Annotated in this window: 15 protein-coding genes; 11 read left to right on the top strand and 4 right to left on the bottom strand. The window is 71.7% G+C overall.

Going from position 1 to position 11,742, the window contains the following annotated elements; all coding sequences use genetic code 11:
- A partial coding sequence (locus tag AB0J71_RS46965; RefSeq protein ID WP_364420769.1) for a non-reducing end alpha-L-arabinofuranosidase family hydrolase occupies positions 1–1,234 on the top strand: 1,234 nt, incomplete at its 5' end.
- An 87-nt stretch (positions 1,235–1,321) separates the two neighbouring features.
- On the opposite strand, the gene AB0J71_RS46970 is transcribed toward AB0J71_RS46965, so the two are convergent.
- Positions 1,322–1,849, bottom strand: a complete 528-nt coding sequence (locus AB0J71_RS46970; RefSeq protein ID WP_364420771.1) for a hypothetical protein — start codon at positions 1,847–1,849, stop codon at positions 1,322–1,324.
- A gap of 269 nt (positions 1,850–2,118) precedes the next feature.
- On the opposite strand from AB0J71_RS46970, the gene AB0J71_RS46975 reads away from it, so the two are divergent.
- Positions 2,119–2,451, top strand: a complete 333-nt coding sequence (locus AB0J71_RS46975) for an STAS domain-containing protein (RefSeq protein ID WP_352328884.1) — start codon at positions 2,119–2,121, stop codon at positions 2,449–2,451.
- A gap of 23 nt (positions 2,452–2,474) precedes the next feature.
- Here the strand turns inward: AB0J71_RS46975 and AB0J71_RS46980 are convergent, their stop codons facing one another.
- Positions 2,475–3,131, bottom strand: a complete 657-nt coding sequence (locus tag AB0J71_RS46980; RefSeq protein ID WP_352328885.1) for a CBS domain-containing protein — start codon at positions 3,129–3,131, stop codon at positions 2,475–2,477.
- A 133-nt stretch (positions 3,132–3,264) separates the two neighbouring features.
- Positions 3,265–3,792 carry a hypothetical protein gene (locus tag AB0J71_RS46985; protein WP_352328887.1) on the bottom strand — a complete coding sequence of 176 codons (528 nt, stop codon included), beginning with the start codon at positions 3,790–3,792 and terminating at the stop codon, positions 3,265–3,267.
- Between the two features lie 337 nt (positions 3,793–4,129).
- On the opposite strand from AB0J71_RS46985, the gene AB0J71_RS46990 reads away from it, so the two are divergent.
- Genes AB0J71_RS46990 through AB0J71_RS47015 form a run of 6 tightly spaced genes read left to right on the top strand, consistent with a single transcriptional unit; the run spans position 4,130 to position 7,032 of the window.
- Positions 4,130–4,879, top strand: a complete 750-nt coding sequence (locus tag AB0J71_RS46990; protein WP_352328889.1) for a hypothetical protein — start codon at positions 4,130–4,132, stop codon at positions 4,877–4,879.
- 1 nt (position 4,880) lies between these two features.
- Positions 4,881–5,390 carry a hypothetical protein gene (locus AB0J71_RS46995; RefSeq protein WP_352328890.1) on the top strand — a complete coding sequence of 170 codons (510 nt, stop codon included), beginning with the start codon at positions 4,881–4,883 and terminating at the stop codon, positions 5,388–5,390.
- Complete coding sequence (locus AB0J71_RS47000) at positions 5,387–5,899, top strand: hypothetical protein (protein ID WP_352328891.1); 513 nt, start codon at positions 5,387–5,389, stop codon at positions 5,897–5,899. The genes AB0J71_RS46995 and AB0J71_RS47000 overlap by 4 nt, the downstream gene beginning before the upstream one ends.
- A gap of 9 nt (positions 5,900–5,908) precedes the next feature.
- Positions 5,909–6,082: a hypothetical protein gene (locus AB0J71_RS47005; protein WP_352328893.1), complete on the top strand. Its 174-nt coding sequence runs from the start codon at positions 5,909–5,911 to the stop codon at positions 6,080–6,082.
- An 18-nt stretch (positions 6,083–6,100) separates the two neighbouring features.
- Positions 6,101–6,643: a hypothetical protein gene (locus tag AB0J71_RS47010; RefSeq protein WP_352328895.1), complete on the top strand. Its 543-nt coding sequence runs from the start codon at positions 6,101–6,103 to the stop codon at positions 6,641–6,643.
- A complete protein-coding gene (locus AB0J71_RS47015; RefSeq protein WP_364420774.1) occupies positions 6,640–7,032 on the top strand; it encodes a MauE/DoxX family redox-associated membrane protein in 393 nt (130 codons plus the stop codon). The genes AB0J71_RS47010 and AB0J71_RS47015 overlap by 4 nt, the downstream gene beginning before the upstream one ends.
- Positions 7,033–7,103: 71 nt before the next feature.
- Here the strand turns inward: AB0J71_RS47015 and selD are convergent, their stop codons facing one another.
- Positions 7,104–8,096: a selenide, water dikinase SelD gene (gene selD, locus AB0J71_RS47020; protein ID WP_352328898.1), complete on the bottom strand. Its 993-nt coding sequence runs from the start codon at positions 8,094–8,096 to the stop codon at positions 7,104–7,106.
- A gap of 127 nt (positions 8,097–8,223) precedes the next feature.
- On the opposite strand from selD, the gene selA reads away from it, so the two are divergent.
- From selA to AB0J71_RS47035, 3 genes are all read left to right on the top strand, one after another.
- Positions 8,224–9,534 (top strand): L-seryl-tRNA(Sec) selenium transferase, encoded by a 1,311-nt coding sequence (gene selA, locus AB0J71_RS47025; protein WP_364420776.1) that lies wholly within the window; start codon positions 8,224–8,226, stop codon positions 9,532–9,534.
- A gap of 129 nt (positions 9,535–9,663) precedes the next feature.
- Positions 9,664–10,137: a DUF6463 family protein gene (locus AB0J71_RS47030; protein WP_352329765.1), complete on the top strand. Its 474-nt coding sequence runs from the start codon at positions 9,664–9,666 to the stop codon at positions 10,135–10,137.
- Between the two features lie 125 nt (positions 10,138–10,262).
- Complete coding sequence (locus AB0J71_RS47035) at positions 10,263–11,552, top strand: hypothetical protein (protein ID WP_352329763.1); 1,290 nt, start codon at positions 10,263–10,265, stop codon at positions 11,550–11,552.
- Positions 11,553–11,742 lie beyond the last annotated feature (190 nt).

The raw sequence follows: 11,742 nt of genomic DNA on the forward strand, positions 1-11,742 counted from the left end.
GCAACAATGGCAGTTCGTCGACTCCGGCGGCGGCTACTACCGCATCAAGTCCCGCCACTCCGGCAAAGTCCTGGACGTCTACAACTTCTCCACCGCCAACGGCGGCTCCATCGTCCAATGGGCCGACCTCAACGGCACCAACCAGCAATGGAAACTCTCCGACAGCCCCGACGGCTACGTCAGGCTCATCTCCCGCCACAGCAACAAGGCCCTGGAGGTCCAAGGAGCCTCCACCGCCGACGGCGCCAACATCGTCCAGTACGACGACTGGGGCGGCGCCAACCAGCAATGGCAACTCGTACGGACGGACGGTGGCAACCCCGGCATGTGTGACCTCCCCTCGACCTACCGCTGGGCCTCGACCGGCCCGCTGGCCACGCCGAAGGCGGGCTGGGTCTCGCTCAAGGACTTCACCGTCGCCCCCTACAACGGGCGGCACCTGGTCTACGCGACGACCCACGACACGGGGACGAGGTGGGGGTCGATGAACTTCAGCCCGCTGGCCAACTGGTCCGACATGGCCTCGGCCACGCAGAACACGATGTCCTTCGCCGCCGTCGCCCCCACGCTCTTCTTCTTCGCCCCCAAGAACGTCTGGGTGCTCGCCTACCAGTGGGGTGGCCCCGCCTTCTCGTACCGGACCTCCACCGACCCCGCCAACCCCAACAGCTGGTCGGCGCCGCAGACGCTCTTCTCCGGCAGCATCTCGGGCTCCGGGACGGGCCCCATCGACCAGACGGTCATCGGCGACAACACTGACATGTACCTGTTCTTCGCCGGGGACAACGGCAAGATCTACCGGGCGAGCATGCCCATCGGGAACTTCCCCGGCAGTTTCGGCACGGCCTCGACCGTGGTCATGAGCGACACGACGAACAACCTGTTCGAAGCCGTCCAGGTCTACAAGCTCCAGGGCCAGAACCGGTACCTGATGATCGTCGAGGCGATCGGCGCGCAGGGCCGCTATTTCCGCTCGTTCACCGCCACCAGCCTGAACGGTTCCTGGACGCCCCAGGCCGCGACCGAGGGCAACCCGTTCGCCGGCAAGGCCAACAGCGGCGCCACCTGGACGAACGACATCAGCCACGGCGAGCTGGTGCGCACCGGCGCGGACCAGACCATGACCGTCGACCCGTGCAACCTGCAACTCCTCTACCAGGGCCGCAGCCCCAGCTCGGGCGGCGACTACGGCCTCCTGCCCTACCGCCCGGGAGTGCTGACGCTGCAGCGCTGACGCCGTGAGACGGTGACCCGGCGGTTCCCACGTGAAATGCCACGGGCCCACCCCTCCGCCGAGGGGTGGGCCCGTGGCGGGTGCGATTCACCTGAGCCAGGCGTTGCGGCGGACGATCGGCAGGTTCCCCAGCCCCAGCGTGGCGCCCGCGCCGGTCATGGCCAGGCCGATCAGCACGATCGCGTAGACGATGTGCTCGTCCAGGAACGGGTTGGTGGCCAGCGGCAGCTCGGAGGCCCACATCAGGGTCAGCATGAGCGTTCCGGCGACCGCCGCGAGCCGGGTGCCCACGCCCAGCACCAGCGCCAGGCCGACGCCGGCCAGACCGGCCATGAACAGCCAGTCCACCCACGCCTGACCGGCCAGGCTCGAGAACAGCCCGCCCAGCGCGTTCTCGCCGGCGCCCTTGAGGAAACCCGTCGTCGGGCTGCCGCCCGCCACCCACGCCTTGCCCGCCGGGGTCGCGAAACCCCACCCGAACGTCTTGTCCAGGAACGCCCACAGGAAGATCCAGCCGATCGCGATCCGGGCGACGGCCCAGACGTAGTCGACCGGGGTACGCGCCGCCCGCACGGGAGCGACGTCCATCACGGGCCGGTTGACGGTGGTGGCCATGGCGGGCCTCCCTTTCGGTGGGGGGTGTATGTCCTTGTCTCACCCCTATTCCACTGCGCCCGCCCGCTCCGGGGCAGTGTCGTACGCCCCCCGCTGGAAGGACCTTGGTCCTCAGGGCCGTACGTGCCAGGTCCGGTCCTTCGGCTGCCGGAGGTGGGACTTTGGGCCCTATGCCGGTGACCGGCGTTCTCGTAGCTTCGCATCGGGGGCATCGTGCTTCCGCGACGAACGCCGGCCACCGGCCGCCCGCCGAAGGTAAGGAGACGGACATGGGTTCTCAGGCACGGTCCCGCACCGGCAGGCGGGCGGTGCTGAAGGTCTCCGGAGACCTGGACCTGGCCACGCAGGCGGGCTTCCGCGCCCGGCTCGCCGCCGCACTCGCCGAGCAGGGCACGCGTCTCGTCCTCGACCTCAGCGGGGTGACCTTCATGGACGCCCGCGGGCTGGCCGCGCTGGTGGCCGCGCGCGACCTGGCGGCCGCCCGCCACGGCAGCCTCCGGCTGACGGGGGTGACGCCGGCCGTCCTGCGGCTGCTGGAGGTGACCCGGCTCGACCGGACGTTCTCACCGGTCTCCCTCGCGGACGTGCGCCCCGCCGCGTGAACGGCGGCCGACGGTTCCGGGCTCTACCGCGGCGGCGGAACGGTGACCAGGTCGTCGTGGTCGGCGGTCACCTCGCTGGTGACGTCGACGACGCCCTCGACGGCGCGGACGGCCTGCACCGCCGCGATCGCCTGCGACCGGCGCTCCACGCGCCCGCTGAGCCGCACCACGCCCTGCTCGACCTGCGCGGAGATCGCCCCGGACGCCGGGAGCACGGCTCGGACCTCGCCCTCCAGCTCCGCCCGCGGACGGGCGAAGACGCGCAGCACGTCGCGCTGGTGCAGGGTGCCGACGATGCGCCCGCTCGCCGGGTCGATCACCGGGAGCTGCTTGACGCGCCGGTCGTGCATGAGCCTGGCGGCCTCGCGCACGGACGTGCCCGGCGTGACGGTGATCGCCGGAGCGGACATGAGCCGGTCCGCGGTGACGGCCGTCGCCCGGTGGTGCTCGTCCAGCAGGCGGTCGGGTTCGTACATCGACACGCTGTGCCGTACCGGGTCGATCTCCTTGAGCAGCAGGTCGTCCTCGGAGACCACGCCCACCGGGCGCCGGTCGGCGTCTGTCACGGTGACCGCGCCCACTCCGTACCGCCTCATCGCGTTGAGGACGTCGGCGAACGACGCGTCCGCCGGCACGGCGACGGCCACCCGGCCCATGACGTCCTTGACCTCGATCGACATGGTGTACCTCCTTGCCCCTCTCTCCATCCTGCTCCTCGCCCGGCCGGTCCGCCAAAGAGCGGAGCGGCGGGGCCTTCGTCCCTGTACGCGGAACGCCCACCCCGGGTGCGGGGCGGGCGTTCGCTTCCCGGCACTACCTGAGCCAGGCGTTGCGGCGGACGATCGGCAGGTTCCCCAGCCCCAGCGTCGCGCCCGCGCCGGTCATGGCCAGCCCGATCAGCACGATCGCGTAGACGATGTGCTCGTCCAGGAACGGGTTGGTGGCCAGCGGCAGCTCGGCGGCCCACATCAGGGTCAGCATGAGCGTTCCGGCGACCGCCGCGATCCGGGTGCCCACGCCCAGCACCAGCGCCAGGCCGACGCCGGCCAGACCGGCCATGAACAGCCAGTCCACCCACGCCTGACCGGCCAGGCTCGAGAACAGCCCGCCCAGCGCGTTCTCGCCGGTGCCCTTGAGGAAACCCGTCGTCGGGCTGCCGCCCGCCACCCACGCCTTGCCCGCCGGGGTCGCGAAACCCCATCCGAACGTCTTGTCCAGGAACGCCCACAGGAAGATCCAGCCGATCGCGATCCGGGCGACGGCCCAGACGTAGTCGACCGGACGGCGTCCGGCGGCGGTGATGCCCGGGTAGGCGACGGGCCTGTCGATCGTGGCGGCCATGACGATCCCCTTTCAGCGATGGTTCGTCGTTCTCTTCCGCGCTTCCATCGCACCGTTTTCCGTGCGCCGCCGGCAGTGCCCTACGACCGTCGGCCGAAGGACCTTGGTCCTCGCCGCCCTGCCGGGAGGAGGTCACGCCGTGGCCGCGACGGCCGCAGATGACAGGAATATGGCCATTTGCCAACGCCAAAGTAACGCGGCCGTAATGGCACCTTTCTCCCGTATTTTCCAGCGGAAAAACGTGTGGATCTTGTGTCTTGACCTGGGTGATGGCGCATGTAAGGCTTCGAGCCGAATGATCTAGCGCCCGCGATCTGCCACGAAAGGCTGGGGCTTAATGGCGCATTTATCCTCTCTTCGTACCGTCAAGAACTCTTTCCTCCAACTCGAGGTCGAAGACGCCGAGGCCGCCTCGCTGGCCTCCTGGACCGGCCACGTCCGCTACACCCCGAAATACGGGGCGCGGAAGACCACCGCGGAAACCTGGGGGCTCGAACTGGCCCCCCTGTCCTCCCTCACGGCAGGCGTCAACTCGGTCCGCGGACGCGAGCGAGAGCGCTTCTCCCTGGCGGGCGGCGAGGTCGTCGTCTACGACTGCGAGGACCCCTCCGACGCCAGGTGGGCCGCCTGGCTCGGCCCCTGGCACATGGCGCACGGGCTCTTCTACTCCCCCGAGTGGGAGTCGGCCGACATCGTCGACATGTTCAGCCGCGTGACGTGGCAGGACACCCCCGAGGGCATGGTGGCCGACGGCGGCAGGCGGTTCGACGTCTCCATGGAGCTCTACGCGATCTCGATCGCGGGCGTCGGCACCATGACGGTCGAGCCGAAGCAGGCGGGGATCAACCGCATTCCCAAGTGGCGGGGCTACGGAGCGCCCTCCGGCGAGCTGTGGCGGCTGCCCGCGCCGCCGTCCGACTCGGTGGCGCCCTTCCTCCTGGTCACCGACACCGCCATCGTGACCCTGCATCCCTGGAACGCCCCGAACTACAGCAAGGCGGGCGTGGCGGCCCGCTCGGCCGCGGGCACCCCGGAGACCGCCGCCGACTTCCTCAACAAGGTCAAGCGCGTCGAGTGGCGGGCCTGACGTGGAACCGCTGACCGCGGTGGTCATCATCCTGGCCGTCCTGGTCGCTCTGCTGTTCGCGGCGGGCGCCGGACTCTACCGGCGGGTACGCGAACTGGAACTGGCCACCTACAACGGCGTCGGCGTGCGCTTCGCCGCGGCCGGGCCCGAGGCCCAGGCGAACGGGCTCGGCGTGCCCGGCGCCACGACCATGGTCATCAAGGTCAACCGTCGCTGCCCGATCTGCGACGACGTCCTGCTCGCCGCCGCCGGGATGGCGGCCGGCCTGCCCTCGGACCTGTCGTTCACCGTGTTGTCGGACGACCCCGGGTTCGACAAGTCCCTGCCCGGCTCCATCAGGGTGATCAAGGATCCGGCGATCTGGCGCGCGGCGAGCGTGCCCTACAGCCCGGCCCTGCTCGTCGTGGACGAGAACGGCGTGGTGGTGTTCACGGCTCCGGTGGGGTCGGGAGAGGCGCTCACGGAGATCGTCGAGCGAGCGGTTGCGAACAGAAAGGGAGTGAAGCTGTGAAGGCCGAGAAGCGGACCTCGATACTCGACCAGATACCCAGCGCCGAGGAGATGCCCGAGCAGGCGTTGCCGACGCGGGTGGGCGCCACGCGCGAGGGCTGGAGCAGGCGGCGCGTGCTCGGCATCGCCACCGGCGCCGCCGTGGCGACCGGGCTGGGCGTCCTCGACCTCCTGCCCTGGTCGAAGCCGCGCGGCGCGACGGCCGCCGCCTACACCGCGTGGGAGACCTGCCACGGCTTCGCCGACGCCGGTTCCGTCTGCGTGCCGTCCTCCGCGCTCTACTCGGGCAACTGCTCCGGCTCCTGGCACCGCAACGACGGCGCGTCCGGCACCTGCTACAACCTCCGCTACACCCACAACCCCTCCAGCTGTGACGGCAACAACGCCTGGAAGTGGTACGGCGGCGGCACCACCAGCACCCGCCGCATGTGCTCCGACGGCTGGTACGAGTACCACGACTGCGGCGGCGGCAACGTCTCCCGCTTCTCCATCTGCCGTACGGCGATCTGACCCGGGTCCATGAGCGACTCCGCCACCAGAAAATCCGTTCGCCTGCTGGTGCCAGGACTGGCACTGATCGCGGCGGCGGAGGCCCTGGTGCTGTGTTCGAGGGTTGCGGGCGCGGACACGAAGGGCTTCACCTGGCTGGTGGCCGCCCTCGTCGCCGGCTTCTCCCTCTCGGGCTCCGTTTGAAGCCTGAACAGCGCCTGGGTGCTGTCCTCGTCGGTCCGGCGGGGTGCTGATGTCGCCGGCTTCATCGCCGGATTGTTCGTGGGAGCGGGCGCCGTCACGTTCGTGCTGGTGGTCGTCGGCTCCGTGCTGCGGGCTCCGTTCCCGGCAGTGGTTTCGCAGATCATGGTCGCCGCGGCGGCGGTGATCTTCCTGCTGCGCGAGCTGGACGTGCTCTCCTTCCCGTTGCTCCAGAACGCGCGGCTCGTGCCGCAGTTCGTCACCAGGATTCCCTTCTGGGGCGCCGTGCAGTTCGGCGCCGAGATGGGCACGGGGATGCGCACGTACTCGCCGACAGGGCTGCCGCACATCATGGCGGTGGCGATCCTGTTCCTGGCGTCCTGGCAGGAGGCGCTCCTGGCGGGCGCCGGCTTCGCGGCGGCGCGGGCGATGATGCTCCTGACCTTCGCCTTCGCTCGGGACCGGATGGAGGCGGACACGGCGTTCTACTTCACCTTGCCGAGGATGAAGGTGCTGTTCGTCGTGCTCGCGGTGCCCGTGGTGGCGATGCTGGTGATCGGATGATCGCCCTCGTCGCCCGCTACGGGCTGGGCCTCGTCCTGGTGCTGGCGGTGCTCGGGAAGGCGCGCGACCTCGGCGCCTTCCGGAGCGGCCTGGCGGCCTTCGGGCTCCATGGACGGGTGGCCCGGGCGGGCGCCTTCACGGTGGTGACCGTGGAGGCGCTCGTCGCGCTCGCCGCCTTCACCCCCGTCGCCGGCGACGTGCTCGTGGGCGTGGCCGGGACGGGTCTGGGCCTGGCGTTCACGGTGGCGCAGACGTATCTCCTGGTCATGGGCGAGCAGGCGGCTCCCTGCCTGTGCTTCGGCACCCCGGAGCGGGCCTCGGCCCGCACGTTCGGCCGCGCGGCGCTGGTCCTGCTGATGGGGCTGGCGCTGTGGGGCGCCGCGGTCTGAGAAGCCTTCCTCCGTGGGTGAGGGGGCCGGCCGGGCCTGCGTGCGGAACGCGGGCCCGGCGCCGGCCCCGTTCAGGGACGGATGACGACGGTGTGCCCGTTGTGTTCGATGAGCTCGCCGACCACCGGGGCGCCGGGGATCTCCCCGGCGACCAGCAGCCCCCCTGAGGTCTGCGCGTCGGCGAGCAGCAGCAGCGTCTCCTCCGGGACGTCGCCGGGATCGAGATGCGGGGCCACCCAGTCGAGGTTGCGCCGGGAGCCGCCGGGGACGAACCCCTCCTTCACGGCCTGCGCCGCGCCGTCCAGCATCGGGACGGCCGAGGCGTGCAGCACGGCGGTGACGCCGGAGGCGCGGGCCAGTTTGTGCAGGTGGCCCAGCAGGCCGAAGCCGGTGACGTCGGTGGCGCAGCGGATCCCGGCGGCCACGGCCTGGCGCGAGGCGTCCGCGTTCAGCCGGGTCATGGTCTCGACGGCGTGCGGGAAGACCTCGCCGGTGTTCTTGTGCCGGTTGTTGAGCACGCCGAGGCCGAGCGGCTTGGTCAGGGACAGCGGCAGGCCGGGGCGGCCGGCGTCGTTGCGCAGCAGCCGGTCGGGGTCGGCGACGCCGGTGACGGCCAGGCCGTACTTGGGTTCGGCGTCCACGACGCTGTGCCCGCCGGCCAGGTGGCAGCCGGCCTGGGCGGCCACCTCCGCGCCGCCCCGCAGCACCTCGGCGGCCAGGTCGTAGGGCAGGCGGTCGGGGGGCCAGCACAGGAGGTTGAGCGCGACCACGGGACGCCCGCCCATGGCGTAGACGTCGGACAGGGCGTTCGCGGCGGCGATGCGGCCCCAGTCGTAGGGGTCGTCGACCACCGGGGTGAAGAAGTCGGCCGTGCTGATGAGCACGGAGCCGTCCTGGGTGCGGACCACGGCGGCGTCGTCGCCGGATTCCAGCCCCACCACGAGCTCCGCCGCGGGATCTCGCGGGACCGGCATGCGGGAGTTGCCGAGCAGCGACTCCAGGTCCGCCGCGGGGATCTTGCAGGCGCAGCCGCCGCCTTGGGCGTACTGTGTGAGCCTCTTCATGATCACACCTTAGGGCGATCACGGCAGCCATGATCGCCTTTCTGGCGGTTGATCATATGATGCCTGATCGGCCCCGGTACGAGACCTGGAGACATCGTGCTTCCCACGCTGAACGGACATCCCTAGCGTGACCGACCATCGTCGATCCATCCCGCGGACGGACACCCTGCTCGCCGACCCCCGGCTGGTCGAGGCCCGGCGGCGGTTCGGCCACGCCCAGGTCAAGGCCGTGATCGTCGCGGCGCAGCGGCGGGCCAGAGAGGGAGAGCTCGCGCCGGAGGACGTCCTGACCGCGGCGCTGGCGGCACTGCCCGCCTCCGCCGCCGGCCTGCGGCCGGTGATCAACGCCACCGGCGTGCTGCTGCACACCAACCTGGGCCGCGCCCCGCTGTCGGACGCCGCCCGCCAGGCGGTGGAGCTGGCCGCCGGGGTCACCGACGTCGAGCTCGACCTGGACACGGGCGGCCGGGGCAGACGGGGACGTACGGCGCTGGCCGCCCTGGCCGCCGCGGTGCCCGCGGCCGAGGCGGTCCACGTCGTGAACAACAACGCGGCGGCGCTCGTGCTGGCCGCCACCGCACTGGCGGCGGGCGGCGAGATCGTGATCAGCCGCGGGGAGCTGATCGAGATCGGGAACGGCTTCCGCCTTCCCGACCTGCTCGTCTCCACGGGGGCCCGGCTGCGCGAGGTCGGCATGACCAACCGCACCGCCCTCGCCGACTACGCCGACGCGATCGGGCCGCGGACGGGCCTGGTGCTGAAGGTGCACCCGTCCAACTACCGGATCGAGGGGTTCACGGCCGACGTCCCGGTGTCGCGGCTGGCGGCGTTGTGCCGCGAGCGGGGCGTCCCCCTCGTCGCCGACGCGGGCTCGGGGCTGCTGGCCCACGAGCCGCTGCTGCCCCGCGAGCCCGACGTCACGAGCTGGTTGACCGAGGGCGCGGACCTCGTCACCACCAGCGGGGACAAACTGCTCGGCGGCCCTCAATGCGGGCTGCTGTTCGGCCGCGCCGGCCTCGTGGACCGGCTGCGCCGCCACCCCCTCGCCCGCGCGCTGCGGGTGGACAAGGTCACGCTGGCGGCGCTGGAGGCCACGGTCGCGGGCCCGCCGACGCCGACCTGGGAGAGCCTGCACGCCGATCAGGCCACGCTGCGCGCCCGCGCCGAGGATCTGGCGGCCCGGCTGCGCGGCAAGGGGATCGACGCCGAGGCCGTCGACAGCCGGAGCGTGGTCGGCGGCGGCGGCGCGCCGGGGGTGTCCCTGCCGAGCGCCGCCGTCGCGCTGGACCGGCGGGCGGCCGCCGCGCTGCGCCGGGCGCGGCCGCCCGTGCTCGCCCGGGTGGAGGACGGCCGTTGCCTGCTCGACCTGCGCGCGGTGCCGTCCGGCCACGACGACACGCTGCTGGCCGCCGTCCTCACCGCGTGGCCTGCGGGCTGATCGGGCCCGCGCCGCGGGCGATCGCGGCGCCGCCGCGCCCGGGCGGCTCCGGAGACCGCCCCGGAGAGGGAGCGGCCTCCCCCTCGCGAGGGAGCACGCCGGCCGGCCTCCCGGGAGAGGCTGGCAGGCATGAGCACTTCCTCTCCGCCCGCGACGGCGACACCGCCGAGCCGGCTCACCGTCTGGGCCGGGCGGGCCATGATCTTCATCGCCCTGGCGCACACCGCCGTGTTCGCCCCCCTCGCCCCCTGGGCCGGCTGGCTCGCGGGAGACCTGCGCAACGGCCTCGCGGACGGCGACTCACAGGCGGTCTTCTGGGCGCTGCCCGGCGGGTTCGTCGTGGTGCTGGCGCTGCTGGGCCTGCTGGTGGCGCGGGCGGGACGGCAGGGGCAGCAGGTTCCCGGATATGTCGGCTGGGCGATCCTCGTCTGGGGGGCCATTGGCGTCGGCCTGATCGGAATGAGCGGTTTCATCACCGCGATCGTCCCTTCCGGACTGCTCATCGCGGCGAACGTCATCGCCGGGCGGGAAAACCGCGACCGGCGTACCGTCCGCGGCGGCCATGACCGCGCCGGCGGCATCACCCGACGTCAGACCCCCTGAGAGGATGCGCCGCCACAAGGACGCGCGGCACGTCGTCCCGGCCGGCCCTTTTCGGGTGTGTTGTTTTCGAATTTTCGCGCATTTGGCCGCTTAACGGCTTTGAGGCGACATAGTAATTTTCTCGAATGCCTCAATCACCTGGTAGGCGACGGCCGGTCATCACACGATGGCTGGCCGTCCTCGTCATCGCCGCCGTCATCCCGGCGGGACCGGGCTCGCCGACCGCGTACGCGTCGGGCTCGCAACCGCCCGAGAACGCCGTCGTCGTCTGGGACCGCAACGCCCAGACCGCCATCTGGGACGTCGCCGGCCAGCAGCCGCAGGTCCAGGCGCGCAGCTTCGCCATGGTGCACGGAGCCGTCTACGACGCGGTGAACGCGATCGCCGGCACCCCGTACCAGCCGTACCTGATCGCACCGCGGGCCGACGGCGGGGAGTCGACGGAGGCCGCCGTCGCCACCGCGGCCTTCCGCGTGCTGAACAAGCTCTTCCCCGCCCAGCAGGCCCGGCTGACGACCCAGTACGACGACTACCTCGCCACGATCCCCGACGGCGGCGCGAAACGACGCGGCGTCGCCGTGGGCGAGCAGGCGGCGGCCGCGATGATCGCCGCCAGGGAGAACGACGGCGCGTTCGGCGACCAGACCTGGCCGATCGGCACCCAGCCCGGCCAGTGGCGGCCGACGCCGCCCACGAACGCCTCGGACGGGGCCTGGGTCGGCGACCTCAAGCCGTTCCTCATCCCCAGCGCGTCGATGTTCCGCACCTCGGGCCCGCCCGCGCTGACCAGTTCCCGCTACGCCAGGGACGTCAACGAGCTCAAGCGGATCGGCGGGGCCGACAGCAAGGTCAGGACGCAGGACCAGACGCAGGCCGCGATCTGGTGGCACGACCGGCACCTGGCCGAGTGGGAGATCAAACGCCAGCTCGCCACGACGCGGCGGCTGAACCCGCTCCAGGCGGCCCGCATGTTCGCCATGGTCGACCTGGCCGAGGCCGACGCCACGACCGCCTGTTACAACGAGAAGGCGGCGTGGGCCTTCTGGCGGCCGGTCACGGCGATCCGCCTGGCCGACACCGACGGCAACCCGCGCACCGCGGCCGACCCGGACTGGACGCCGCTGCTCGTCACCCCGCCGCACCCCGACTACACCTCCGGGCACACGTGCTTCACGGCGGCCAGCATGTCGGCGCTGGCCCACTTCTTCGGTAGGGACGACATCCCCTTCAGCGGCTACAGCTCCGCCTCGGGCACCACCAGGAGCTTCCGCGGCTTCTCCCACGCCCTGGCCGAGGTCATCGAGGCCCGTGTGTGGGGCGGCATCCACACGCGCACGGCGGACGTGCAGGGCGCGAAGATCGGCGCCCAGGTCACCGCCTACATGGTCGGGCACTACTTCCGGCCGAAGCGGTGAGGGCGGGCCTCCCCGTGCGCGCCGGGCACGGGGAGGTCTTCTGATCCCGGATCTGACTCGGCGGGGGCCTGTGGCTGTCAGCACCCGGCGAGGCCCCTGCCAGCGGGATGACCGCCGATCTGACCGATATGGAGAATCGGACCCGACTCAATCAGTCAATAGGGACAGGGATCCCGGCGAACGTCACGAC

Origin of the sequence: Nonomuraea sp. NPDC049637 (assembly GCF_040675235.1) — a bacterium.
In the GTDB taxonomy this organism is placed as follows: domain Bacteria; phylum Actinomycetota; class Actinomycetes; order Streptosporangiales; family Streptosporangiaceae; genus Nonomuraea.

Coding starts and splice junctions, on each gene's coding strand:
- AB0J71_RS46970 (WP_364420771.1), bottom strand. CDS start 1,849: ATGGCCACCACCGTCAACCGGCCCGTGATGGACGTCGCTCCCGTGCGG.
- AB0J71_RS46975 (WP_352328884.1), top strand. CDS start 2,119: ATGGGTTCTCAGGCACGGTCCCGCACCGGCAGGCGGGCGGTGCTGAAG.
- AB0J71_RS46980 (WP_352328885.1), bottom strand. CDS start 3,131: ATGTCGATCGAGGTCAAGGACGTCATGGGCCGGGTGGCCGTCGCCGTG.
- AB0J71_RS46985 (WP_352328887.1), bottom strand. CDS start 3,792: ATGGCCGCCACGATCGACAGGCCCGTCGCCTACCCGGGCATCACCGCC.
- AB0J71_RS46990 (WP_352328889.1), top strand. CDS start 4,130: ATGGCGCATTTATCCTCTCTTCGTACCGTCAAGAACTCTTTCCTCCAA.
- AB0J71_RS47005 (WP_352328893.1), top strand. CDS start 5,909: ATGAGCGACTCCGCCACCAGAAAATCCGTTCGCCTGCTGGTGCCAGGA.
- AB0J71_RS47015 (WP_364420774.1), top strand. CDS start 6,640: ATGATCGCCCTCGTCGCCCGCTACGGGCTGGGCCTCGTCCTGGTGCTG.
- selD (WP_352328898.1), bottom strand. CDS start 8,096: ATGAAGAGGCTCACACAGTACGCCCAAGGCGGCGGCTGCGCCTGCAAG.
- AB0J71_RS47030 (WP_352329765.1), top strand. CDS start 9,664: ATGAGCACTTCCTCTCCGCCCGCGACGGCGACACCGCCGAGCCGGCTC.
- AB0J71_RS47035 (WP_352329763.1), top strand. CDS start 10,263: ATGCCTCAATCACCTGGTAGGCGACGGCCGGTCATCACACGATGGCTG.